Below are 24,836 nucleotides of genomic sequence, written 5' to 3'. Positions count from 1 at the left end.
GAATCCTTAATTAAGTTACATAAAGAAAAAATAAGCAATAGCAAGCGCTACTATTGCAACAATGATCGCCCAATGGATCGTAAAACCTACTTTTTTATCATCCTTTTCCTCAAGTGCTGCTTTCGGTGGCCCAGGATTTTCTTCATGTTTTCCGTAATCGGTTTCCATCTTCGTTTTCGAACTATTTGCTTTGTCTTCTGTCATGTCTTCTATGCTATTGCTACATTAAGGTAACAGCCCAAACGCCCTAGTGTTTTTATAGAATGGAAAAAAAATGGAACGGTTTTTAACATGTCCTAAATCAAGAATTTCGTGTATGTAATATTATAATTTCTTCCTTCGTCGCAATTTAAACACCGACACCGGCATATTGAATCAGTTTTTGGCAAGGCTATTGGGCGTTCTAATATATGATGCAACGCAGGAATAAGATGTGGGTGGCATTCGCACTAGTTATTGCGGCCGCCATGTTGTTTCGTTTCGCAATTGCCATTGTACACAATGACTTTAGCGTGGTAATAATCATATGCGGTGCTACGTTATTTTTAGGATCACTTGTGGCGTTTGCTATTTATTTCAAAGAATGAAATGAATATACATCGTAAAAATGGTCAAAAGCTAAGGTTCGGTATCCATAGTGATAATAGTTGAGTGAAATTTTAAAGCTGGCGCAATAGGAGATATGAAAAAATGGGTAACAGAAATCACGGCAATAGATCCACATACCAGGGAACTTAAAAAATGGTTGGGGCCTTATATCACAGCTCCGACTATGGAAGCGGCGACATTGTATTGTCAGAAAAATGGATTAGGCTACTGTGAAGTGACGGGGCAGTTGATCAGCGAAATCCCTTGTAAAGAAAACAGTTACACTCCCGACTGGGTAAGAAGAGTGGATTTTGATAACCTTAACTAAATCGCAAAGACAAGACTAGTCGCTCCTGCAGGGAAACAAAAGTTGCTGTATATTGTTTACCTTACAGTTGCCTTATTCTGAAAAAGGAGATAGGCAGTAAGATTTAATCTAGAAATAATGGCAACTATAAATCGTGACGATCTTTTAAAACTAGGTTTTGAAGATTCAGAAGGTCCGGTATCAAGCGATAATTTCGACTATATTGTTATAAGATATTATATACATAAGGATAAGCCGTGGATAGGTATCGAAGAGCATTACCCAAAAAAATACGGAAATCAGGTCGATCCTTCCCACGTTACTTCTGCCGTCATCAATTATGGAACAAAAAAAGGCAAAATTGTCTATAACAAAGACGAGGTAAATGCTTTTTTATCTTCACAAGGTAATATTCCATTTAAAAAAAATCCAAAACTTTAGCGAACGAATAGGGGTGTATAGAGAGTATGTTGTCATGCATTAAAATAAGATGCATGATGAAAGCTTTTCTATTCTTTATTATTGGAGCGCTATTCGCTCTTCCATGTTTTTCCCAAAACAAGTTTACCGTTAGCGGCACTGTTAAATCAGCCAGTAAAGGAGAAACTGTTATTGGTGCCACAATAAGTGCTGGGGGTAGATATGTAACGCAGACCAATGAATATGGTTTTTATTCGCTCACAGTACCGACCGGTACATACGAGCTGACAATTTCCAATGTGTCGTTTGCACCTTATAGCCAGCAAATCATCGTAAATAAGGATATCACCCTGCATGTAGAATTAATAGATGATGCCCAAACCTTGGATGAAGTTGTGATATCTTCAAGTAGGGGTAGAAGCTTAAGTAGCCCTCAGATGGGACTAGAAAGAGTCACTCCCAATGAAATTGCAAAAGTTCCCGTTTTAATGGGCGAAAAGGATGTTGTCAAAGTGCTGCAATTATTACCAGGTATTAAATCAGCAGGAGACGGCAGTAGTGGGATGTACGTGAGAGGAGGAGCCGCTGATCAAAATTTAGTACTGCTAGACGAAGCTAACGTATATAACGCTTCGCATTTACTTGGCTTTTTTTCAACTTTTAATTCAGATGCAATAAAAGATGTCTCTGTTTATAAGTCAGGTATGCCTGCGCAATACGGTGGAAGGTTATCATCCGTTCTGGATATCAAAATGAACGACGGAAATAATCAGGATTTCAATGTAAGTGGAGGTGTGGGACTTATATCAGCTAAACTGAACGTGGAAGGCCCCATACAAACCGGAAAATCTTCTTTTCTTTTAACAGGACGCAGAACATATGCAGATATGTTTCTAAAATTATCAAACGATTCAAGTATAAATAGTAACTCGCTGTATTTCTATGACTTAAATGCAAAATTGAATTATCAATTGGGCGAGAAAGATCGCATTTACTTTTCAGGATATTTAGGAAAAGATCATCTTGGTGTTGGCGACTTGTTCGGACTTGATTGGGGAAATAAAACTGCAACTATGCGTTGGAATCATGTTTTCAACAGCAAACTTTTTTCAAATACATCATTGATATACAGCAATTACGATTACAATATATCTATTAACAGTGGAACTAATAATTTTGATATCCGATCAAACATACGCGATTATAACTTTAAGCAAGAGTTTCAATGGTATCCTAATAACCGCAATAGTATAAGAATGGGACTTAATTCCATATACCATAATATCAAACCAGGTGAGGTAAGAAGCAAAAATGAAGAGTCATCGATTAATGATATACGCATGCAGAACCGCTATTCATGGGAAAATGGGATTTATGCAAGTAATACTTGGAGCGTGTCAGATAAGTTTAACCTAACCTACGGTCTGAGGTTAAGTACTTTTAGTATACTTGGCGAAGGGGACTTCTACAATGTTAACAGTGAAGGTAAAGTTATAGACACCACGCATTATGGCAAAGGTGATTTTGTAAAAACGTATGTAAATCTTGAACCTCGCCTCGCCGCCAGTTATCAATGGAACAGTGCCAATTCAGTTAAAGCTTCTTATGTTCGCAATGCGCAATATCTCCATTTAATTTCTAATAGTACCAGCACGAGCCCCACAGATAAATGGATTGCAAGTACAAATATTATAAAGCCCGAATTATCAGATCAGTTTTCAATAGGTTATTACAGAAACCTTGCAGACAATCGCTACGAACTTAGCGTTGAATCTTATTATAAGACACTCCAAAACCAAATCGATTATCGGGATGGTGCCGACGTTTACAATAGCAACAACGCTATTGAAACCGAGCTGCTGTATGGAAAAGGCAGGGCATATGGGATCGAATGGTTATTAAAAAAGAGTACAGGCAGATTAACGGGATGGATAAGTTATACGTTATCAAAAACAGAACGTAAAATCGATGGGATTAATAATAATGAATGGTATAATGCCCGACAAGATCGAACACATGATATAGCTATTGTAGCCATGTACCAACTAAACAAGAAGTGGACATTATCAGCCAACTGGGTATTTTATACCGGTGACGCTGTTACTTTCCCCGCCGGAAAATACATAATTGACGATCGCACAGTTTATTATTACACAGCACGTAACAGTTATCGCATGCCTAATTACCATCGATTAGACCTAGGTGCAACCATGCAGCTAAAGCAGAAAAAAAGATGGAGTTCTGAACTTAGCTTTAGCCTATACAACGCTTATGGTAGAGAGAATGCTTACACCATTGAATTTATGGATAGTAAGAATGATCCCAATAAAACAGTTGCTAATCAAATCGCTCTTTTTAAGTTCATCCCCTCAGTTTCATACAATTTTAAGTTTAAATAAATTATTACCATGCATTTGAATAATATACATCTTATAATGAACGATCGTTCAAACTTTATAGCCTATACAGTCTTTAAGAAATATTGGAATAGGTTGTTTAGCATCATATGCTTAACTGTAGGCGTTCTATTAAGTTCTTCCTGCGAGAAAGAAATTGATATCGAACTCAAAGGAGCTGATCAACGCTATGTAATAGAAGGGGTTATAACGGATCAAGAGGGGGGATGCAAAGTATTGATAAGCAAGACAAAAGATTTTAATGACGATAATAGCAGAGTAACTGTTACAGGAGCGCAGGTCTTTATTAGTGAGGGGGCCGAAACGCATGAGCTGCAGGAAACCGAAGTCGGAACTTATACTGCACCTACTTTGAGAGGCTTAGAAGGACATACCTATAACTTACGAGTACAGATTGGTACTGAAATATTTACTTCAAGTTCTACCATGCCCGCATTGGTTAAGATGGATAGTCTTTATATTGTTGATGACCTGATATTCGGAGATAATTATAAACTGCCAACGATTGATTTTCAGGACCCGGCCAACGTAGTGAATAGCTACCGTTTTTTATTATATGTAAATGGAGTAAAAAAGAAACAGATTTTTGTTATAAACGATGAGTTGTCTAACGGGAAGGCAAATTCGATTAGGTTATATGCAGATGTGGGCGAAGATGAAGACAATCCGGAAAACAGACGCATCAGAAGCGGCGATCTTGTACGGGTAGAAATGTTAGGTATCGATCAAGCCGTCTACAAATATTTCTTTAGTTTGGATAATAGTGCAACGGGAGAAAACCAATCAGCCACGCCTTCTAACCCCGTGAGCAACATACAAGGAAATGCCTTGGGATACTTTAGCGCTCATAACATACAAAGTAAAGAAATCAGCGTTCCGTAAGCGAATCAAAAAAACATGAGTACCTCCTTATTGTCGAAGACAAAAGTTAAGGAGGTACTCTATTGTTTTCCAGCTCGACTAATACTGATAAAAAATTGCTTATATTTCATACAATATGTTATTTTTACCAAAGCTTATCGACATCGTGTATGAATGACAAACTGCAACAAGCGTTCGATTTATTTGACGCTTATAATAAAAGAGATCCAAACCGAATTATTTGGGAGGGGCAATCCTTCCCCCAAGAATACTTCTTGGCAATCAAATTACATGATTGGATAAAAAAGCTGGATCCTCAGGCAGAAGAGACACTGCTTCTTGCGTCAAGGTGTCAGCATATCGGTCGCTGGGAAATCCCACGTGAAAGCTACGCACCCGATAGAGAAGGTTATTTAAAATGGCGGAAAGAACTGGCTATTTATCACGCAAAGAAAGCAAGCGAAATTCTAAAAGAGGTCGGCTACTCAACCGATCAAATTAATGCAGTCCAAAATATTATCCTTAAAAAGAAAATAAAGGTAAATTCAGCTGTCCAAACAATGGAAAATGCGCTTTGCCTTGTATTTCTTGCTTATCAGTACGAAGAATTCTATCCCAAGCATCGCGATAAAATTGTAAATATCTTAAAAAAGTCCCTGCTAAAAATGGATGCCCACGGCCATAGCTTCGCGCTTTCCTTGCCTTATTCCCCCGATGGGCATGAATATATTAAAGAAGCGCTAAAACTAATTCATTAATATACCCTCAAAACATTACGCCCATAAAACGGTTAGCTATATTGGAGCACTCCTAAGCTCCACAGCACAACCTACATCAATATTTCTCTAAATAAAACAAATATTCACATAAATATTGTGAAATTATCACAAATGCGTACCTTAGTATATACAATGATATTGAACTTCGGTTTGAATATTAGCATCTTGTGAATCGACCATGAAACTATTGAAAAAGGTTCTTCCGGTGAAAGAGATATACACCGAATTATCAAAAAAAGATATCATAGAACGTCTATGTAGCATTCGTATAACCAATTATGATAATCAGCAAATTGCGATACATTCTTACATGAAGGTTTATGATGACCGGATACAGATAAAACGCGAGCCTTCATTATACGAAAGCTTTAGAGGAGCCGGTGAAGTTTCTTTTAAGCTGCATCCTTTGGAAAGCGGGACAAAAATCATTTACGATGTACAACCATGCAGTAAATCTACTATTATAAAAGGAATAACATCCATTGCTCTGTTTTTATTAGTTCTGGCCTTCTATATATTTTATTTATTCGGAATACAGATCATTTCTATCACAAGTATTCTGGCTGCATGGGCACTTGTTATTTTTATTCTTTACTATGGCTTAAATAACCATATTTTCCAATTAAGGGCTTATGCACAACAGTTGCTGCGTGGGGTAACGGATGACCATAACGTAATTGAAAAAAAATGATCCAATGACATCGTTCATTCACCGTCTGACTTTGTAAAACGCCATTCACTAATTTTCTACCACCTTTTTTCCGAAAGGGATTAGCGAAATTTCCAAAAGCTTAAGATGTTGTTTAGCAAAAGGGAGGCCTATAATGGTAATAGCCAACAAAACTGCCCAAAAGAGATGATTGAGCGCCGTATATAAGCCACCGCATAGAATCCAAATCAAATTGGCAACCAAATTTAAGCAGCCGGACGAAGTTGGCGTGTTAACCACGCGCTTCCCGAATGGAAATAAAACAATAGCTGCTAATTTAAAACACTGGATGCCAAAAGGAATTCCTATAATGGTCACACATAACACCAACCCGCCGATTAAGTAACCTAGCGCCGCTAAAAAACCTCCACAAATAAGCCAAATTAAGTTACCGATAAGATTCATAAGTCCAATTCGTCATTTTTATATTTCTATAGATAATGTTCACTCCAATTTGTTACATATTGAAGTTGTTTTCAAGATAGCAAAAAAGTGAACAAAATGCTTTAGGCTCTTTGTACTCAATTAAATCATATACCATGTATTTTAGCAAAAAGCGAGATTTAAAAGTTGTAGCCGATGCCACATATACAGATTCAAAATAGAGAAATACATATTCAGGAACTGAACAAAGATGCCCCTCAAACAATCGTATTAATACATGGTATGTTCAGCAATCTTTCTGTATACTATTTTCGAATAGCGCCTCTTTTAGCCAAATATTTCCATGTCATTATGTACGATTTAAAAAGTCATGGTCTCTCTTCCCGAGTTGATCATGGATACCGTTTTGATGATATGTCATACGATTTAATCGACCTCATGGATACGTTAATGCTTGAAAAGGTACATCTCGTTGGATATAGTTTCGGAGGCCTGGTTGCATTAAATACCTGTTTAAAATATCCAAGTAGGATTGATAGGTTAGGTGTAATCGAAGCTCCCGACCCAGGCGATCGGAAAACGATGGATATTATCGATATCTATAGCAAAGAATTTCTTGAACATTATATACAAAACTTTACGGATACGACGAAAGTCAAAATGGGAAAACGCCAGCTCGAGAAAAATCATCGAATGTATCAATACTTATTTGATCATACCAGTATTAAGGATGATATGGAGAAGGAGATAGCTTATTTCTCAAGCGTCCCAATAAGTAGTATAACACAAAACACTTTACTAATCTACGGCAAGCAGTCTAATTGCCTTGAATCGGGTAAGTTTCTAGCAAAACATATTGTCAACGCAGAATTCGTAACCTTACCGGGAGATCATAACTTACCGATGCAGGCACCTGAGTTGATCGCGAACAAACTACTTGGATTTCTATCCAAACAAGCTGTGTTGGCATAGTAGCACACGAATGAATAAATAGGGCGTCGACTAAAAAAACAGCTCCATGAAAAAAATACTATTTGTTGTACCTCCCCTGATGGGGCATGTAAACCCGACATTAAGTTTAGGTAAAGCGTTGCTGGAAAAAGGCTTTAAAGTGGCTTGGTTGAGCGTTGATGAGAAACTTGAGGCCATGTTGCCACCAGGCGGTGAGTTTTTGCCACTAAAATACAATACTTCCGAGGCAGAACGTGCGCAACAGCATGTTTTTTTAACTAAAATTTCCGAAAAAAACGTAACAGGCATAGAAAGCGTGAAATTTTTGTACGAAGATGTACTTATTCCTCTTAATCGATTTATGTATCATGGAATTCGCGATTGGGTTAAGGTTTATCAACCGGATTTAATCGTTAATGATCATCAACTTTTCAGTGCAGCGATAGTTGCTATACAATCGGATGTCAAATATGTCACATCTGTTACCGCACCTGCAGCCGTTAAAATGCAACAGGACCTACCGGGCATCTCACAATGGGAAGACAATCAGATTATTTCCCTTCAACAAGAGTTAGGACTCAACCTGAATCGATCCATAGCTTGTTCAGAAGATCTAACGATCATTTATACATCGCGTGATTTCTTCGGTGATATGGAATTAGCGAAGGGCTATCGGTTTGTCGGCCTTTCAGTTCTCGACAGACCAGTGAATTTCAATTTTGATTGGAAAGCCCTGGAGGCCATGAACCATCAGCGAAAAGTATTAGTTTCAATAGGAACGACATTTGATCACAGTTTTAAACGAGATTTTTTTGCAAAGGTTATCGAAGCCTTGGGCAATCGAGATATATCGGTGGTGGTTGTTTCCGATCCGGCTTTATTTGACAAATGGCCTTCGAATTTTATTGTGGCGCCAAAGGTACCCCAACTTTCACTACTCCCCTTAATGGACGCCGTTGTTTGCCACGGAGGCCACAATACGGTTTGTGAGACCCTTATGCAGGGGATTCCCCTGGTTGTAGTGCCTATCGCTTACGACCAATCTTATGTTGCCGGAAGGGTGGTTGCCACAGGGAGTGGTTTGCGGCTTAATTATAAACGATTCAAATCGGAACATCTCAAAGACGCACTTGAACGTGTTTTAACAGAGCCTAGCTTTAAAACAGAAGCACAGAAGCTTTGCTCTTCATTTCAATTAGCCGGTGGCGTTTCGTATGCTGCGCAGCTTCTGGAAGACTTTGCTTACAATTCCATAATAGCCGATTAGGTTACAATTTAAATAACAGCTATGTCGAAATTCCTTTTTGTGGTCCCCCCGTTTTTTGGACATGTCAGCCCAACCTTAAGTGTTGGGGCTAGCCTCTTAAAGAGAGGCCATGAAGTGCGATGGGTATCTCTGGTCAATATAAAAGCAGAACAAGTTCCGGAAGGAGGGGTTTTTACTGTTCCGGCAATTTATTGGGATAAGCACGGTGAAGAAATCGAGCGGATTTTAATAATGCAGGATCAAGGACCGCTACTTTCCGGTGTTGAAACTTGGAAATTGGCGCTGGAAGATACTTACATTCCATTTTGTAAGATTATGTATCAGGGCTTGAATGATGTAATAAGCACATTTAAGCCAGATGTCGTCGTAAGTGATTGCATTACCTTTGCCGGTGGTATTTGTGCTTATCAACATGGAATACCCTATGTTACGACAACACCGGTACCCCCAGATTTAGGTGCAAATGCCATGAATAGTCCAAAGATATGGGAATGGCAACAAAATCTAATGTTCAGTTTGCAAAGAGAACTCGGAGTTGAGCGAAATGAATTAATTTTTCATTCCCGAAAACTTAATCTTGTTTTCACCTCACAATACTTTGCTTCCATAACAAAGCCCGAACCCCATATGCGATTCGTAGGCCCGGTTGCAGGACGTCCAAACAAAGTTGCGTTCGACTGGGATCGACTGGAAAAAAGTAGGGGGCCTAAAGTTTTCGTTTCTTTGGGAACTTTATTGGAAGATATTAGAAAGGAGTTTTTTTTAAAAGTCATTGAAGCTTTTAGAGATGAACCTTTAACCATCGTTGCCGCGACAAAACCGGAGATCATAGAAGATTGGCCCGAAAACTTTATTGTTCAGGGTTTTGTTCCACAATCCGAAGTGATGAAAAAAATGGATTTGGTTATTTGCCATGGAGGATTTAATACCGTTAACGATGCTATTTTGAACGAATTGCCCCTATTAATAACGCCTATTGCCTATGATCATTTTCATACTGCTGATCTCGTTGAAAAAGCCGGTTGCGGAAAAAAAATTCGTTACAAACGCATGCGGATTGCAGATCTTCGGAACGCAGTATGGGAGCTCATCGAGCAACCCGATTATAAAAAACAGGCCGGCCACGTTAAACAGACTTTTCTCGCCGCGGGAAGTAATGATAGCGCAGTAATTTTATTAGAGCAAACAGCTCAAGCGGAGGATTTGATTTATAGTTAGCTACCATGCCGGATATTAACGTATATAGGAAAGAACGACCGCTTCTTTTTTTAGAACGAACGCTGGTTGGAGATGGAACTGAACCATTTAATGGCGTATTCGCTATTAGGTTGAAAGGTAAAATAGAACATGAATCTTTGGCCGCAGCCTTAGCCAAATTGCAAGCTAAATACCTTCAGCTTCAAATGGCAATCGCAGAGATTACATCACCAAAACCCTATTTTTTCATCCCTGACACCATTAGTCCTATTCCATTGACTGTAAAAGAGTGGCAACATGCCAATCAATGGCAGGAGGAAGCGTTGGCGGGACTTAGACTTAAATTTGACGTCGTGAAAGGGCCTATGTTTCATGTTAGCTGTTTGTCGAACCATGTAACTTCAGATCTTATTCTGTCTTTCCATCATTGCATATGCGATGGCGGAGGAGGCGTACTTTTAATACGTGAATTGCTGACTTTTCTCGATGGCAAAGAATCAAATATTGACAAGCAAAACCGATTGCTGCGAATCGATGATATCATCCCTATAGAAGTTCGTAAAAGTAAGATCAATCAAGTAAAAACCTCCTGTTTGTCCGGTCTTCTGAAAACCGCTTTATCTATATCGGCTATCTTTACTTCTACCAAGAACAGTGGCACCTTAACCAGAAGCCGGGATTATTTGCTCCATTCAAAATTAGATCGTGAAAGCACCTCAATCTGGGTTTCCATATGTAAAAAACACGGCGTTACGGTAAATACTGCAATTGGCTTGCTCCTGCTTAAAGCTTATGAAAAAGTGGCTGGACCAGAGTCAAAAAACAAAATTTCCTGTCCCGTAGATATCAGGAAGTTTGCTAAACAAATAAGAGAAAATCAGCTCTTCTCTTTCGGGATGGTACTGACATTAACCAATAAAAAGGCGAACCATAAATCATTCTGGCCTGAAGCACAAATACTTCAGACCGTGGTGGATAAACAAATAAAGGCATTAAAACCTTACGAGTTTCTAATGACCTTCGAAAAATTACATAGCGCTCTGCCCCGCATGATAAAAATGCTGACTTACGGAAAGGTTGGAAATGACCTTATGTTTTCAAATATTGGAAGAATACCATTACAAAATGAATATCAAAATTTCTCGTTGGAAACAGTGTTTAGCCCTATGGTAATTGGTCCTTTTGCTAATCCTTCTACCATTATCTGCTCAACCTTTAATGATGAATTGGACTTTTCCTTCGTATCAAATGAAGGCTTTTTACCTCAAGAAAAAGCAAAAAGCATTATTGAATTTGTACGAAATGAGATGATTTTATTAATAACCTCAGCAAAGAAAAACCATGATAACACAACGTAGATTATCTGTTGGAGAGCGGATCATGTATGTGGCCGAAACAGAAGCCATCAATTGCATTTTTCCATTTAGCTTAAACGGTTTGTTCAATCAGGACCAAATCCAAGCGGCACTCAATAAACTTCAACAAAAGCATCCACTTTTACGTGCCGTCATTAAACAGGTAAATGGGTATCCATCGTTTATTTTACCGGAAAATGCACCGGTTATTCCGATCACGATATATGATCGGTTCAATGAAACTCAATGGTTAAATTTAATTAAGAAAAGCTGGCAAGACTATTTCAATGTAAGTCAAGGCCCACTTGCTAAATTAATATGGATACGCGGCAATCCGACGTCGGATTTTATACTTATTTGTCCACACTGCATAGCGGATGGTGTTAGCATTACGGCCGTTTTACGAGAGTTCCTTCTTTTGCTGGATGACGTTAGCAAGGATATCGGTGAATCACAAGCCTTGGTTGGAAATGATTTGGTGTCGCATAAATTATCCACTATCAGAAGAGTCCAACTAAATTTGAAAGCTTTGATAGGAAAGTGCGCTGCCCATCTATTTTTACCAAAGCAGCTGGATAAGAGCAAAACAATTGACTTGAATAACACCTATATGGTGCGCCACCGCTTTTCATCAGTTGATACCCGAAAGCTCCTTACTTGTTGTAAAAAGAACCAGGTTTCTTTATATACATTAATGTCGGCGGTATTTTTTGATGTTGGAGCGCACGCTTTTCCCAAACCAAAAGGGAAATTAATATGCCCTGTAGACATCAGAAAATATATAACTAGTTTAAAAGAGGACCAGCTTTTTGCTTTTGCGCCAATTGTTGACCTTAAAAGTAGCAAAAATACATCCGTTTGGGAGCATGCTAAAGATCTAAAGCAACAGTTACAAGTCGGTTTAACCAAAATCAATGCTAATGAAGTTGCCTACATAAATGCACATTTTCAATCCATCGTTCTCAAACTATTAAATCATTTACGAGTAAACGAAGGCTCACATGATTTTACCTTCTCTAACATGGGCAATCTAGCGATCCCCTCACATTTTGACAAGTTCACGGTTGAACAAATCTACAGTCCGACTGTAGCATTCCCATGGAAAAACCCGAACACGATGGTAATGAGCACATATAACAACGTTTTAGATATAACATTTACTTCAAATGACGCAGTGTTACCCCAAAAGGATGCGAATCAATTTTTAGAACGGGCAATACAAAAACTCAGCAGTCTAATAGAAGAAGAGACGATCCCTACACCAATTAATACGGTTAATTCATGACGACGCATCCAGCAAAAAAAATAAGTGAATATAAAGCAATCCGAATATTCATTCGCAAAAAGCTTATTTGGTATATGTTACCTAATTTAGTATTCAACGGTTTCATTCCTTATTATAGTTTTGAGAATCCTGCTTCTGTTGCACTTTTTAAAGGAGAGTTCTGCTTCGCTCGATTTATATTACCCATGGCTTTATTTATTCCGTTGGCGATTACCGTTGATTTTCTGAAAAAGGCGACTGAATTTATAGTAGCTACTCCCTTGGGCCTGGAAGGAAAATTAGATAGCTTAAACACCTCTTTGTTTTTACGATTAGGACTTTACAATGGTTTAACGTCATTAGCAATTACCTTTATTGGATTACTGTTTATCCACTATATCGTCCCTCCAAAGTATACCTTTGACGGTGCGCTACTGGCTTGTTTTAATGCAGTTTTTGCTTGTCTGATAGCCGTTTACTACACTTTTTGGAGTACCCATAAACTGAATTCGCTAATACAAAAATCCGATACGGAAATAAAAGGTCAATAGAGGCTTTCTTTACTTCTAAAAACAATTGGCAAGCAAAGTTTGTATTAAAGCAGAGGCTTATATGGTTTATACTCTTTAATTTGTCTAATACGTGCCCTGGAAATCAATAGAAAATGCCAGCTTAAATGACAAGCCCCGAAAAACGCTCGGCACGGTAGACGCGGTCGCGCTCATCGTGGGAATTGTGATCGGAGCCGGCGTATTTAAAACACCTTCGTTGGTGGCACTCAATACAAGCAATGACACCTTATTTCTTCTTACCTGGTTAGTAGGAGGAGCGGTTTCCCTTATAGGAGCATTGAGCTATGCAGAATTGTGTGCTACCTATCCGCATACAGGGGGCGATTATCATTTTTTATACCGTGCATACGGAAAACCTCTTGCCTTTTTATTTGCATGGACAAGAATGGTAGTCATTCAAACAGGATCCATTGCGTTACTTGCTTTTATTTTCGGTGACTATGCAACGCAATTCTACACAATCGGCCCCTATTCTGAAGGAATGTATGCCCTTGCGATCGTTATAACACTAACCATTCTAAATATACTGGGGCTCACTTTTGGTGCTATCGCACAAAAGCTTTTTACGCTGTTGGAAGTAGGCGGCATTGTATTGATTATCATTGTCGGTTTGTTCGTTACCCCTACAATAGAAGCGTCGTCTCTGCCGATTAAATCCGATATATCTACCTCTTCTTCTTTAGGGATGGCAATGGTGTTCGTACTATTAACCTTTGGTGGATGGAATGAAGCCGCCTATATTTCGGCTGAATTGAAAACGGGGGCTAAAGGCATGGCTAAAGCGTTGGTTTGGAGTATTTTGATCATTACAATTGTCTACCTTCTTGTCAATTACACCTTTATTTATGTCTTAGGACACGAACGAATGGCTTCTTCCGATGCGGTCGCAGCCGATTTAATGCGGTTTACATGGGGAGAAAATGCAGCAAAATTTATAGGCCTGCTTGTTGCCATCTCCGCATTGACTTCTGCAAACGCTACCATCATTACAGGAGCTCGTTCAAATTATGCACTCGGTCAGGATTTTCCCTTTTTTAAGAGTTTGAGCCAGTGGAATCATCGAACGTCTACCCCTGTTAAAGCCTTAATAATACAAGGAATAATCGCTACTATTTTAGTGTTGTTAGGATTAATGACTCGGAAAGGTTTTGAAACGATAGTTGACTACACGGCACCCGTCTTTTGGTTCTTCTTTTTGTTAGTCGGCGTGGCAGTATTTATTCTAAGAAAAAAAGACCCTCAAATAACACGCCCATTCAAAGTTCCACTTTATCCGGTGCTCCCCGCCATCTTCTGTATAAGTAGCTCCCTGCTCCTTTATAGCAGCTTAGCCTATACCGGTGTGGGGGCTATGTTCGGCGTATTCGTATTATTTATTGGATTTATCGTTTTCAGTCTTTTTCGAAGGTAACAATTTTGAAAAAATAAAAACTATTGTTTTTTCAAAACGTTAAGAAAATCAAGTTGTTAACTAAAATTCAATAAGATGAAGGCAATTACAGTTCTTTACGGTATGTTGATGCTGGCATTCATGGTTCCAATTACCATGCAAGCCCAGCAAATGATCGACAAGGATGTTCCCTACGTACCTACTAAACAGGAGGTGGTGGAAGCGATGTTGACCTTGGCCAATGTAGGGCCAAACGATATGTTATATGATTTGGGTTGTGGGGACGGTCGTATAGTAGTAACAGCCGCAAAGAAATTCGGCGCCAAAGCTGTGGGAATTGATATAGATCCGGAACGTATTCAAGAAGCACGCGAAAATGCACAAAAAGCAGCTGTGGAGAATAAGGTTGCCTTTTTACAACAAGATCTGTTCAAAGCCGATTTCAGTAAGGCTTCGGTGGTTTCGCTTTATCTATTGCCTTCTGTTAATATAAAGTTGCGTCCAAAATTACTCCAGTTAAAACCTGGAACACGCGTTGTTTCACATGCTTTCGATATGGGTGACTGGAAGCCCGATAAACAAATGCTAGTGGGTAACTCAACTATTTATTTGTGGACAGTTCCTGATGTCAAATAGTTTTACACTTTTAAGTTTTTTGTAAGGAAGAATATAAATAAATTGACAATCAAATTTTGATTGCCTATTTTGCATACTATTCAACCAAATTAAGTATGCGAGTTTCTCTATTTTTTTTGCTTTTGTTAGTCATTTTGACCCATGGATGCACTCAGTCAACCAATGACAATCAGGAGAAAATTTCGAGTTTAAATGGCGATATCTCATTACCCGCTCAAATTAAAAAATTAACCGGCACCGATATACTCTATATTATTGATAAAGAGAGTACATTAAAGGATACCCTTATAGACAACGTACAATGCTGGAGAGCAAATGGGGATATGTTCTTTAAGATCGATCGAGAAAAGTATCCCGTTTATATCTATACAAGCTTAATGAAATTGGAGGTAATGGCGCCGTCAACCTTTAGAATAGCTGCTTATGATCATGATCAGGGACAATCTGTTGAGTCACTAACCGGAAAAATAAAAATAAGCAAAAATTATAGTTCTCCTTTTCCGGAACCCGATACGCTACAGGAAAACAACCTATACATGGTAAATAAAAGCATCGATTTATCTGAAAAAGAAGATCTTGAGGATAAAAGACTGCAACATTGGTGGAAAAAAGTTAATGAAAACCAATAATAGCCTTTTAAACAGTTTATAAACAAGACCTATAGCCTCGTCGTAACCGACAAAGAGCATTTATTAGTGGCAAGACCAATCATGAAATATATTATTTAGAATAAGTATAAATTAAAGTAATAGCTTATATTTGTGAAAATAATAGCCAAATCATGATTGTAAAAAGTAGAATTGAAGGCTTACAGGATTGGTTATTTATAGAAGACATACCCGACACCTGTCTTCCAAATAGCCCCCTGAACGAAAAAAAGACCGTCATAGAACGCCATCCTATTCATATGGCCAACTATCAGCTTTCTACCGGCGGTCTATTCATTCTTTATTCCGAAATGAGTTTCAAAGGGCCGGTTCGCATACATACAGAAGTTCAAGGCGAAACCGTTACAAGCCAATTTGTATTCTATCGGCATCAGGATAACAGAAAAATCAAGACATCTTTTCATGGCAGGGGGCGGCATAATGTACGCTACATACCTTCCTTCGTAGAAGATTACGAGCTACAATCGGGTACTGAATACGATTACTTCCTGGTTGTTTTATCAAAAGATTTTTATTTCAGGCTGATTGCACCTGAATCCGTTTTACATGAAGATTTTGTACAAAAGATCAATAAGGGGCAATACACATCTTTTGCTCACGACGACATGTTTGTTACGCATGAAATGCTCAAAGTTATATCCGAACTGAAAGACAATAAACGTACCGGTGAATTACGCCGCATCCATACGGAGTCCAAAATATCTGAGCTGCTTGTATATCAACTAGAGCAGCTAAATGACAGCTTTATAGAAGAAAGAGAACCATTAGCTAGTGACGACGTTGTTAAATTGCTTAAAGCGAGGGCTATTCTAGACGAACGCTACGCACAAGCTCCAACGCAAAAGACCTTAGCTGAAGAGATTGGCATGAGTGAATCCAAACTGCGCCAGTCATTTAAAGATTATTTTTCAATTACCATATATGATTACTTAACGAGGGTTCGGATGGAAAAAGCCCGGTCACTTTTACTGGATGAAGGCAAAAGTATAGCCGAAGTAGCCAATGCAACCGGATATAACCATCAACAGAATTTCAGTGCCGCCTTTAAAAAATATTTTGGGATCGCACCGAGTGATATTAGGTAGTAACCTCCGTATGATCAATCGCAACTGGATAAAATAGCGAGTTGAAACGGTTAATATCAAGATTTATTTGTTTTGGAATAACTATTGGCTGCAAGGTTCTTTTATTAACCATCACATCAACTTCCGTGCTAAAAATAGCGTAAATATGGCTGGGTGTCAAAACCTCAACCGGCGTACCATCCAGCCATTTTCTGCCACCCTTTAGCATGAGGATACGATCAGCGTATTGTGCTGCCAAATTGATTTCATGCAATACAGCAATAACCATATAACCCCGTTGGCTAAATGCTCTGGCAATTGCCATTGTCTGTTGCTGGTATTGAGGGTCTAAGGCAGCAACAGGCTCATCCATCAATAAAAGGCTTTCGGGTTGATCCCAAATTTGACACAGCACTCGGGCATATTGGACGCGTTGCTGCTCGCCACCCGAAAGCGATAGATAAGACCGATCTACAAGATGGCTGATACCACATACCTCCATCGCTTCCTCCACAGCAATGAGATCTTTTATATCCGGGCGAAACCTAAAATGTGGATACCTTCCCATAAGAAGAACTTCATTAACTGAGAAGTTTAAATGTACACTATTGTGTTGCTGGAGAATTGTCCTTTTCTTGGCCAGTTCTTGCGGTAAATAGGATGACAATTCCTTATCAAAAAGTAAGACCTTACCTGATGTTGGCTTTTTTTCTCCACTCAGGATATTTATTAAGGTCGATTTTCCGGCGCCATTCGCACCAAGAACGGCCAGTAATTCTCCTGGTCGGATCTGAAAGCTGATGTCACGCAGCAAATAATGTTTTCCAACCTTATAGTTCAAGGCAGTGGCTGTAAGCATAATGAATTTATGTTAGCTAAAGAGTTTTTTCTTCTCTTTAATAAGTATAAACAAGAAAACAGGTGAACCCAAAAGGGCGGTAATTACGCCAATCGGCAATTCAATCGGAGCCGCTAAAATGCGCGCCAGTACATCCGCTACGGCCAAAGTAAGTGCGCCAAATATTGCAGATGCCGGTAATACAAACTTATGATCAACTCCCCCCACTAAACGAATAATATGCGGCACGAGTAAGCCAACAAAACTGATAATTCCGGATACAGCTACCGAAGCGCCAACAGCCATCGTGGCCAACACCACCACTTGCATCTTCACCCGGTTAGGGTTTAATCCCAAAATGCTAGCCTGTGTCTCGCCCAAAGAAAAGGCATTCAATGATTTTCCTAAAAACGGTAAGATAATTAAAGGAATTAGAATGAAAGGAGCAGCACTCCCCACTGTCTGCCAAGTGGCTCCACCCAAACTACCCAGCATCCAAAATGTAATGGTACGTAATTGTTGTTCGTTCGCCAAATAGGTCATTAGCCCAGTCAACGCCGTAGCAAAGGCATTAATCGCGATGCCGGCAAGTAACATGGTGGCTACATTGGCACGACCGTTGGTCCGTGCTATATTATATACCATGAAAGCGACGACACCAGCTCCGATAAAGGCTCCGAATGATAATAAATAATATCCAAACAGACTACTTAATCCCGCAAGTAAACTTAATTCCAATGTGATGACAATAACCGCCATAAGAGAAGCACCCGCGGAGATGCCTATCAAGCCAGGTTCTGCAAGTGGATTACGGAATATCCCCTGAATGGCAGCACCGGATATACCAAGTGCAGCTCCTACAAGTAGTCCCAATAGTAAACGCGGAAGTCGGACAATATAAATAACGCCTTCACTGGTCGCATCCACTTGTCCTTTGAAAAAACCTAACAGCTTAGCCAAGATTGTCATCACTTCACGCATGGAAATCTGAAAAGCTCCAAGTGTTAAAGAAAAAAAAACAATCAACACTAGACCGCTGATCAGTAAAGCATATATAACTGACTTTCTCATGTTCACTTTACCAATTCCTTATGTAGTGCTAAAATCGCGTCAGGTAAACGAACCGTAAAGTTTGTAAGAAGTTGACCATCCATATCAATAATGCGCTCGTTCTTACCGGCCTTGGTTAATTTGATGCCTGGCATCTTTAAAACGGAAGCCTTTCCGCCGAGGCTACTCAAACCGAAGTCAAACATCAGTATGATATCGGGATTAGCCCTTACCATAGCTTCTGTGGTATAAGGTTTAAAATCTGAAAATTCTTGAATGGCATTTTCTGCACCTGCTAATCTGATAATTGCATCAATACTACTGCCTTTACCTGCCACGCTCATTGTACCCGTACCTCGTGCATATATAAATAACACTTTCTTTTTCACTTGTTTAGACGCTTTGACTGCCGCTATTGCAGCTTGAAGTCGCCTTTCAGTTTTTTGGGCAAGTATCTTTCCCTTTTCAGGTATACCAAGTGCGTCTGCGACGGATTGGATAAATTCGATAGCTCCCCGAGAACTGTACTGTTGATCAAAAATAACTAAACGTATGCCGGTGGCTTTCAGTTGATGCTGTATTTCTTTGCTAACATGACCTTTTGGCGCTAGTATTAAGTCGGGCGCAAAAGACAATAAACCCTCCGTAGAAACCGATCGATTCCGACTGACCCGTGGCAACTGTTTGACATAAGCTGGATAAATACTCGTCACATCCGTCGCGACAAGCTTGGCGCCAAGCCCTAAGGCATCTACAGTCTCCGTCAGCGCACCACTAAGTGTTATAATCCTGTTTGGAATTGCATAACAGGAAGAAATAATGCAACCCATTAAAAAAGTAAGAAATAATTCTCTTTTCATATATGTTATTGAATACACGCAAAAATTACAACGCAAAACAAATGTTATTTAGAACAATTACAAAATACGAAAGCTTCATATTCAATGCATTCTTCCGTTTATGGCGGAATTCATACAAAATAAGGCGTTTCTCATACAACCTTTTTAATGGATTATCTCAACATTTGTATCATTATTTAGAATGATTAAAAATAATATTGAGGCAAAAATGCTCAGATTCTACATGTTTATGTTTTGCTTGTTTCCTTCAGTTGTATATGGCCAAGTCAAAGGGGGGCTAATTGGTTCGGTTTCTAACGAAGAGGGACAAACTATTGCTGCTACTTTAACTTTAAACCCCGATAATCATTTAATAGCGATAGAGAGTGATGGTTCCTTTAAAATCAATGATTTATATACTGGAACCTACACCTTAGCAATTACCCGTATAGGCTATAAAAGCTATACGCAATCTATAGACATCAAAGAGAATGAGACTACACATATAAGAATAATACTAATAAAAGACGAACATGCTTTAAATGAAGTAGCCGTTACCGATAAGCATATTCAAGAGGATAACCTTATCTCGACGATTAATTCGGCCATGCCGGTAACCGTTATAACACGTAGACAAATTGAATTGATGGGAAGTCGACGATTGGATGAAATATTAAAGGAACAAACGGGCATTGCCATCGTCAATAACATTGCCAGGGGAAACCGTTCGGTAGGCGTTCAGTTACAAGGTTTTTCTTCAGAATATGTCATGATTTTAATAGATGGACAGCCTATGGTTGGCCGTAATGGAGGAAGTTTTGATTTGTCGCGGATCAGCGTAATGAACATTGAACGTGTTGAAATCATCAAAGGAGCCGCATCCTGTCTTTTCGGAAGTGAGGCAATGGGAGGTGCCATCAATATTGTGACTCGCCATGGCGCCCTACAAACGCAAGGAGCGGCATCCTTACGTTATGGATCGCTTAATATGCTAGATGCCACCTTAGAAGGCGAAACACCTTTTGCATCCAATCGAGGGGAAGCCAGCTTATCCGCCAATTTCTATCACAGCGATGGATTCAATGTAAACAGTCGGTATCAAACTAGGGGTACTACCGTGCCGCCGTCAGACAATTATACCTTACAAGGCCGAGTGCGTTATCGTTTAAGTAAGAACACGAGCATTGGTGCAAGCGGGCGTTATGGATTGCGGGAATCGGTGATGACACGTGGATATGGAAGTGATACCTATAAAGATGATATGAATGAGGGCGATATCAACGCCTCAACCTATTTAAATACTTCTTACCAAAATGGCTTGCAATCCCTCAGCCGTTTTTATTTCACGCATTATACCTGGCATTCGAAAATCATATGGGATACCGGCGCACTGGGTGAGCAGAGCAATTTTTCACAATCCATCTTCCGCTTAGAACAGCAATTCGCTTATAATAGAATTACCGATTTATCATTAACCAGTGGCTTTGGCGGTACACTGGAAACGATGGAAGATCAATTACTTGGTGATGTTCCTTCTATGAAAAATGGGTTTGTATATGGTCAGGCGGAATGGCGGTTAACGAATCATCTACAAATCTTAGGGGGTGGTCGTTATGACTATCATGCATACTATGGTGGTCGCTTCAATCCTAATCTGGGGATTACTTATACTCCTGCTCACTTTGTAACACTCAAAGCGGCCTTTGGTACCGGCTTTAAAACACCCGATTTTCGTCAACGTTTTCAAATTTTCACTAATCCGCTCGTTGGCTACACGGTATTGGGAGCAGACATTGCCAGAACACAATTAACGGCCATGCAAGAGGCTGGGCAGCTGAGTGAACTGCGAAATTATACGTTCAATAAATTACAACAAGATGGCCTACAGGCTGAACAAAGCAATACTTTCAACCTGACTGCGACAATTGCTCCTTCAAGTACGTGGCAGGTAGAGCTGAGTGGTTTTTACCATCACATAAAGAACCAAATCAACAGTTTTCAGGTAGCCACGGCAGGCGATGGACAAATGATCTATTCCTATTTAAATCTTCCAAAGGTTAACAATAAAGGCTTCGAGGCTTCATTTTCTTATAGACCTTTACCGGATTTGGATCTTTCAATAGGTTACCAATACCTGGTTTCCAAAGACCTAAGCGTGAAGGATAGCATTTTAACGGGAAATTGGCCATATTACACTCTTCGCAATCCTACAACCGGAGAAACTTTTCGCTCGGAGACTTCGGACTACTGGGGATTGGAAAATCGCTCACGACATATGGCCAATCTCCGTGTCTTTTATAACTATCAGCCTTGGGACCTTGGACTTACTTTTAGGTTGAACTATCGAGGTAAATATCCTTTTGAAGATGCTAACGGAAATTACTACATCGATCGATTTGACATTTTTGTTAATGGTTTTTTGCTCTTCAATGCATCAATTGAGAAAAAGATATTTAAAAAACACCTGACTCTGCAAGTCACAGCCGAAAACATCGCTAATTACACCGATTATCTGATGCCCGGACAATTAGGCCGTGTCGTGTTAGCGGGAGTAACTTATCGATTTTTTAAAGAGGGATGATAAACTATGAATGAGGAATGATGAATATGGATAATCATTAACCAATAACAAACAGCCAATAACTAAAGGCTAAAACGAATACTAATAACTAATAACAACATGAAAACAATAAAATCAAGATGCCGGTGGTTCCGATACCTAAACTGGCTATTCGATGCCGATAGAAGATTATTTTTAAGTGTTGCTATCGGCCTATCGTTAATAAGTGGCTGCAGTAAAACAGATGAAGCAGTAACTCCAGGTTACGAAGATGGGAAAAGTACAATCATATATGACCTGGCAGGAGATACAGATGCATCCATGTCGAATGGTGTGGATGGTAAAGAAAAACGACCGTTTTATACTTTTCTTTATCGTCTAAGGGATAGGAGACAAATTTGGATACGTGATGCGGCCGACTCGGCCCGCTATTTTAAAACAGCCGAATGGGATCTGGCCTTCACAGGGCCTTACAATAGCGAGATTTATGTCAATAATGCCGGTGACGAATTTAATCCGGGATTTGAAGGTCCGGCAACACAGACCGCTGTTGTAAAGTACGACCGACCTTATGCTTCCGTAACCGAAGCCCCATCCGATGAGGTATTTAATCAAAGTAAGGTCGGTAAAATCGGTTGGGCATCAGGAGAAAATTCGAATGGTTGGTTCAATTATAGCCTTAACACGCATTTGGTAGTACCCATTAAGAACAGGGTATATGTCATTCGTCTTGCCAGTGGTAAATACGCCAAGCTTGAGCTTATTAATGTATACAAAGGTAATCCGCCATCAGTAACTGATCTGAACTGGCCGGCACCTTATTATACCTTCCGCTATTTTGTTCAAGAGGATGGGAGTAAAAATCTTACAACTAATTAGTCACTTTCAAAACATAGAAAAGTATGATACAAGTACCATATTCTTTAAACCGTAAATCACAGATAGTCTACATGATTTTTTGTCTTCTATTTACGATCGCTTTAGTAAACACATCTTGCTCGAAGGACAATACAAGCCCCGTGGAAGAACCGAAAGAAGAGGAGCCTGGTGAAACAGTCCCATTTTATACTTTGCAACGAGTGGAAAACCTAGCGATGGAAACAGACGATGAGAACCCCACCTCGGCAAAAACAGCCGTACTTTTCTCTTTGGAGGATAAGAAAGAAGTGCAGCTGACCTATGCAAAAACACAGCGTTGGGATGTTTCATTCACCCACCTGTATAACAGCTTCTTAGGTGCTAATAATGGTCAAAACAGCACTAGTAATGGATATGGTGGTGCCGGTCAAGGAGGGATTCTGGTACTTGAACAAGCCTTTGACGAAGTAACAACCATTCCGGCAGACAATCTATTTAAAACCGGAAGCGGAATCGTGGGCACCGATATTGCCGGGGACTTTGGCGAGGGGATAGGCTGGTATTTATATGATTTCAGTGGAACAATAGTAGGAGATGGAAGTTACGACAAACAACACGTGGCCTACGCACTTAGTAATCCTTTAACGTTAACGAATGGAACAGTCGTAAAAGCCAGAACCATCGTAATTCGCACAGCAAAGGGTAATTATGCCAAAATCAGAATGATCAGCTGTTATCAGGATGCTTTCACGTCTGATAAATGGTTTAGAAACACTCCCCATATGTTTTTCACCTTTGAGTATGTTCTTGTCCCCAAAGGCAGCACCACCTTTGAAATTAAATCCTAATCTATATATTTGAAATGAAACGAAAGTCAGCAAACCTATTTTTCATTATTATCGTTTTTCTAAGCCTCAGTGCCTGTACAAAAACAGCGGATCTTCCTCCACTTTCCAACAGTAAAATTGTAGCCTATAAAGTACCTGTAGCAGATGGTACTATTTTAGGAGCAATTGATGAGAGCGATAAAACGATTACTGTTTACTTACCATTTTATTATCAATTAGATGTTATCGATCCCGAAATAACCGTAGCCGATGGTGCCCGCTTGCAAGAGGAAGTAAAGCCTGTTGCTGTATTGGACAGTTCTATCACTTATACCGTAAAAGGGGCTGATCAGAGCACGGCTACGTATAAACTTATCATTGTGTTACAACAAATTGCTCCCTTAGTTATTCAAGAACTTTCGAGTGAAACGACTATTACAGCATGGGGCGTAGGAGCTTCTAACATTGTACTTCGTGGCAATTTTAACACCAATGATCCAGCCAAGATTTCAGCGTACCTAGTGAACGAAGCAGGACAAGAAACCGCACTTTCTGCCAATACCGGCATCGGTCCTGCCAACGTAACGGTCTCAATAATTGGCAACGAAAAGCTTTATACATTCGGTAACTTACAAATACCGCAAACATTAGATACGGGTTTATATAAGGTTAAGGTTAAGGTGCAGGCCTTATCAGCGGAAAGTCAGTATCCCGTACGGTTGACGTACCAGCAACCCGTTATAGATCATCATACCATTACTGTAAGGGGTGGGGATAATTTCACCATAAAAACGACTTCCAATGTCTTCCACGATTTTCGGGAATTTAGCATTATCGTAAATGGCGAAAAGGTATTACTACCAATCGAAAGCTATACGCGTACCGAAGCCGTGATTCGCGTACCCAACAGTGTACCTCCTGGACAATACTATCCGACAGCATTTTTCGGAACTTTTAGTCCATTCAGCACGAATTGGCCCATAACCGTTGTCAGTGAATAAGAAAACAATCCGGGCATTGCCTATTAGTTATATA

At 39.6% G+C, this 24,836-nt stretch carries 25 protein-coding genes; 20 read left to right on the top strand and 5 right to left on the bottom strand.

The window, feature by feature from the left end; all coding sequences use genetic code 11:
• Positions 1–15: 15 nt before the first annotated feature.
• On the bottom strand, positions 16–204 hold the full coding sequence (locus tag FKG96_RS15855) for a hypothetical protein (RefSeq protein WP_013666975.1): 189 nt from the start codon (positions 202–204) through the stop codon (positions 16–18).
• Between the two features lie 478 nt (positions 205–682).
• On the opposite strand from FKG96_RS15855, the gene FKG96_RS15850 reads away from it, so the two are divergent.
• The 6 genes from FKG96_RS15850 to FKG96_RS15825 all read left to right on the top strand — a co-directional run bounded on the left by FKG96_RS15850 (position 683) and on the right by FKG96_RS15825 (position 6,063).
• Complete coding sequence (locus FKG96_RS15850; RefSeq protein ID WP_013666973.1) at positions 683–916, top strand: hypothetical protein; 234 nt, start codon at positions 683–685, stop codon at positions 914–916.
• A 117-nt stretch (positions 917–1,033) separates the two neighbouring features.
• Positions 1,034–1,336 (top strand): hypothetical protein, encoded by a 303-nt coding sequence (locus FKG96_RS15845; RefSeq protein ID WP_013666972.1) that lies wholly within the window; start codon positions 1,034–1,036, stop codon positions 1,334–1,336.
• Positions 1,337–1,389: 53 nt separating this feature from the next.
• Positions 1,390–3,714 carry a TonB-dependent receptor gene (locus FKG96_RS15840; protein WP_130855958.1) on the top strand — a complete coding sequence of 775 codons (2,325 nt, stop codon included), beginning with the start codon at positions 1,390–1,392 and terminating at the stop codon, positions 3,712–3,714.
• Between the two features lie 36 nt (positions 3,715–3,750).
• Entirely contained in the window at positions 3,751–4,614 is an 864-nt protein-coding gene (locus FKG96_RS15835) for a DUF4249 domain-containing protein (protein ID WP_083812314.1), read from the top strand.
• 149 nt (positions 4,615–4,763) lie between these two features.
• Positions 4,764–5,351 (top strand): DUF4202 domain-containing protein, encoded by a 588-nt coding sequence (locus FKG96_RS15830; protein ID WP_130855959.1) that lies wholly within the window; start codon positions 4,764–4,766, stop codon positions 5,349–5,351.
• A gap of 199 nt (positions 5,352–5,550) precedes the next feature.
• Entirely contained in the window at positions 5,551–6,063 is a 513-nt protein-coding gene (locus FKG96_RS15825; RefSeq protein ID WP_130855960.1) for a hypothetical protein, read from the top strand.
• Between the two features lie 48 nt (positions 6,064–6,111).
• Here FKG96_RS15825 and FKG96_RS15820 read toward each other — a convergent pair whose 3' ends face one another.
• The gene (locus FKG96_RS15820) at positions 6,112–6,486 is read right to left on the bottom strand and encodes a YccF domain-containing protein (RefSeq protein ID WP_013666967.1); all 375 of its coding nucleotides are present in this window, start codon (positions 6,484–6,486) and stop codon (positions 6,112–6,114) included.
• Between the two features lie 174 nt (positions 6,487–6,660).
• Here FKG96_RS15820 and FKG96_RS15815 point away from each other — a divergent pair, with 174 nt between their 5' ends.
• The 10 genes from FKG96_RS15815 (at position 6,661) to FKG96_RS15770 (ending at position 16,850) form a co-directional block, all read left to right on the top strand.
• The gene (locus tag FKG96_RS15815; protein WP_149105707.1) at positions 6,661–7,437 is read left to right on the top strand and encodes an alpha/beta fold hydrolase; all 777 of its coding nucleotides are present in this window, start codon (positions 6,661–6,663) and stop codon (positions 7,435–7,437) included.
• 46 nt (positions 7,438–7,483) lie between these two features.
• Entirely contained in the window at positions 7,484–8,683 is a 1,200-nt protein-coding gene (locus FKG96_RS15810; protein WP_130855962.1) for a glycosyltransferase, read from the top strand.
• Between the two features lie 21 nt (positions 8,684–8,704).
• A complete protein-coding gene (locus tag FKG96_RS15805; RefSeq protein WP_130855963.1) occupies positions 8,705–9,901 on the top strand; it encodes a glycosyltransferase in 1,197 nt (398 codons plus the stop codon).
• Positions 9,902–9,906: 5 nt separating this feature from the next.
• A complete protein-coding gene (locus tag FKG96_RS15800; RefSeq protein WP_130855964.1) occupies positions 9,907–11,238 on the top strand; it encodes a condensation domain-containing protein in 1,332 nt (443 codons plus the stop codon).
• Positions 11,222–12,520, top strand: coding sequence for a condensation domain-containing protein (locus FKG96_RS15795; RefSeq protein ID WP_130855965.1), 1,299 nt, complete (start codon positions 11,222–11,224; stop codon positions 12,518–12,520). Before FKG96_RS15800 ends, FKG96_RS15795 begins: the two co-directional genes overlap by 17 nt.
• Positions 12,517–13,050: a hypothetical protein gene (locus tag FKG96_RS15790; RefSeq protein WP_168204566.1), complete on the top strand. Its 534-nt coding sequence runs from the start codon at positions 12,517–12,519 to the stop codon at positions 13,048–13,050. Before FKG96_RS15795 ends, FKG96_RS15790 begins: the two co-directional genes overlap by 4 nt.
• 91 nt (positions 13,051–13,141) lie before the next feature.
• On the top strand, positions 13,142–14,482 hold the full coding sequence (locus FKG96_RS15785; protein WP_130855967.1) for an APC family permease: 1,341 nt from the start codon (positions 13,142–13,144) through the stop codon (positions 14,480–14,482).
• Between the two features lie 75 nt (positions 14,483–14,557).
• Complete coding sequence (locus tag FKG96_RS15780; RefSeq protein ID WP_130855968.1) at positions 14,558–15,097, top strand: cyclopropane-fatty-acyl-phospholipid synthase family protein; 540 nt, start codon at positions 14,558–14,560, stop codon at positions 15,095–15,097.
• A gap of 95 nt (positions 15,098–15,192) precedes the next feature.
• Positions 15,193–15,726: a hypothetical protein gene (locus FKG96_RS15775; protein WP_130855969.1), complete on the top strand. Its 534-nt coding sequence runs from the start codon at positions 15,193–15,195 to the stop codon at positions 15,724–15,726.
• Between the two features lie 152 nt (positions 15,727–15,878).
• Complete coding sequence (locus tag FKG96_RS15770; RefSeq protein ID WP_130855970.1) at positions 15,879–16,850, top strand: AraC family transcriptional regulator; 972 nt, start codon at positions 15,879–15,881, stop codon at positions 16,848–16,850.
• On the opposite strand, the gene FKG96_RS15765 is transcribed toward FKG96_RS15770, so the two are convergent.
• The 3 genes from FKG96_RS15765 to FKG96_RS15755 are packed head-to-tail and all read right to left on the bottom strand — an operon-like array spanning position 16,843 to position 19,577.
• Positions 16,843–17,688: a heme ABC transporter ATP-binding protein gene (locus FKG96_RS15765; protein ID WP_130855971.1), complete on the bottom strand. Its 846-nt coding sequence runs from the start codon at positions 17,686–17,688 to the stop codon at positions 16,843–16,845. The two genes, FKG96_RS15770 and FKG96_RS15765, sit on opposite strands and share 8 nt — an antisense overlap.
• Before the next feature lie 12 nt (positions 17,689–17,700).
• Complete coding sequence (locus tag FKG96_RS15760) at positions 17,701–18,738, bottom strand: iron ABC transporter permease (protein WP_130855972.1); 1,038 nt, start codon at positions 18,736–18,738, stop codon at positions 17,701–17,703.
• Positions 18,739–18,740: 2 nt separating this feature from the next.
• Positions 18,741–19,577, bottom strand: coding sequence for a hemin ABC transporter substrate-binding protein (locus tag FKG96_RS15755; RefSeq protein WP_013666954.1), 837 nt, complete (start codon positions 19,575–19,577; stop codon positions 18,741–18,743).
• Between the two features lie 181 nt (positions 19,578–19,758).
• Between FKG96_RS15755 and FKG96_RS15750 the strand changes: the two genes are divergently transcribed.
• The 4 genes from FKG96_RS15750 (at position 19,759) to FKG96_RS15735 (ending at position 24,802) form a co-directional block, all read left to right on the top strand.
• On the top strand, positions 19,759–22,137 hold the full coding sequence (locus FKG96_RS15750) for a TonB-dependent receptor (protein ID WP_130855973.1): 2,379 nt from the start codon (positions 19,759–19,761) through the stop codon (positions 22,135–22,137).
• 99 nt (positions 22,138–22,236) lie between these two features.
• Positions 22,237–22,995, top strand: a complete 759-nt coding sequence (locus FKG96_RS15745) for an HmuY family protein (protein ID WP_130855974.1) — start codon at positions 22,237–22,239, stop codon at positions 22,993–22,995.
• A gap of 23 nt (positions 22,996–23,018) precedes the next feature.
• The gene (locus FKG96_RS15740; protein WP_149105706.1) at positions 23,019–23,822 is read left to right on the top strand and encodes an HmuY family protein; all 804 of its coding nucleotides are present in this window, start codon (positions 23,019–23,021) and stop codon (positions 23,820–23,822) included.
• A gap of 14 nt (positions 23,823–23,836) precedes the next feature.
• On the top strand, positions 23,837–24,802 hold the full coding sequence (locus FKG96_RS15735; protein ID WP_013666950.1) for a hypothetical protein: 966 nt from the start codon (positions 23,837–23,839) through the stop codon (positions 24,800–24,802).
• Positions 24,803–24,836: the final 34 nt, after the last annotated feature.

Source organism: Olivibacter sp. LS-1 (assembly GCF_008245145.1).
In the GTDB taxonomy this organism is placed as follows: domain Bacteria; phylum Bacteroidota; class Bacteroidia; order Sphingobacteriales; family Sphingobacteriaceae; genus Olivibacter; species Olivibacter oleidegradans.
The sequence above is the reverse complement of the archived record's forward strand: the minus strand, read 5'-3'. Positions and strand labels throughout refer to the sequence as shown.